The organism is Cytophaga sp. FL35, assembly GCF_014349235.1.
Taxonomy (GTDB): domain Bacteria; phylum Bacteroidota; class Bacteroidia; order Flavobacteriales; family Flavobacteriaceae; genus Euzebyella.
On the sequence record NZ_JACSOH010000081.1, the window covers coordinates 1 to 1,097 of the forward strand.

A 1,097-nucleotide genomic window follows, 5' to 3' on the forward strand; every position below is an offset into this window, starting at 1 on the left:
TGCAATGGCCGTAGGATGAGGGACCATCGATATTATCACCTTTAGGCGCCATCGAGGAAAACTGTGCATATCAACCGCTATATGCAATCTGGTGTGCTCCCTTGTATTTTTCTTTTTTACGTACATTACAGGTTCGACAAACAAAAATCCAAACGCACGACTACACATAGCCCTGCGTTACCACACATTTGAAAAAAACATTGTACATATCAATTTTCATCGGAGTAATATTGACTTCATGTCAAAATAGTGAGCTAAAAAATAATGTCTGGATTGGCGAATACACTACAAATGATGCGCGCGAATACTATTTTGCAGAAGAAAATATAATAGCATTTGAAAATGGTCAATGGGTTGCGAAAGGCATTGTTCTTAACTATGACGAAGACACCAGATATGGAGAACAGCGAGTATTTTCCAACCAAATAGTATTCAACGAAGACTGGACAGAAGAAAATCCAATTGAAGTTTATAATATTCAAACAGTTAGTCAAGACTCTCTTGTTTTGCGAACACCAAATAGTGATAATTTTCACGTATATCGAAAATTACCTGAAACAACTAAAAGCACCAAAAATGTCGAAATTTCGGGAAAGCAATATGTTTGGCGAAATAATCACTTTTCCGATACAATATATTTTAAAGAAGATTTTGAAGTTCTAAGAAAGTCGAGCAAACAGTACTCAACACCTTGGCAACGAATTAATTTTTTGGAATACGACATCATTTTTGTTTACGGAGATGTACCCTTCGTTATTCACAACAAAATCGGAGACACGATTTATGCAACAACATTTCACAAAGAAAATATAGAACATAAATTTATTGAATTGAGTAAAAACGTGTGGTAACACGGGCTATACGCAATTGCTCGGTTCTTGCTAATCCGAAAATTTCTGCGAAATTTTCTACGGTTTGGGTATATTTGGGAAGACAAGGCTAAAGCACGCAACTGCGCATAGCCGCAAACCGATGATGCACAATTATTCATAATATTCTTATTGTTTTTTAAAGGTATTCATCGGTCGCTTCGCTCGGTCACCTAAAGGTGAACCCAAATCGCTACATTGTCGCTCCGCTCCAATTCCCGCACTTTG

1 protein-coding gene is annotated in these 1,097 nt (G+C 37.1%); it reads left to right on the forward strand.

Annotation, left to right across the window (positions count from 1 at the left end):
- The first annotated feature begins 188 nt into the window (after nucleotides 1-188).
- Nucleotides 189-851 (forward strand): hypothetical protein, encoded by a 663-nt coding sequence (locus BIZ36_RS20695; protein ID WP_187459758.1) that lies wholly within the window; start codon nucleotides 189-191, stop codon nucleotides 849-851.
- The last annotated feature ends 246 nt before the right edge of the window (nucleotides 852-1,097 follow it).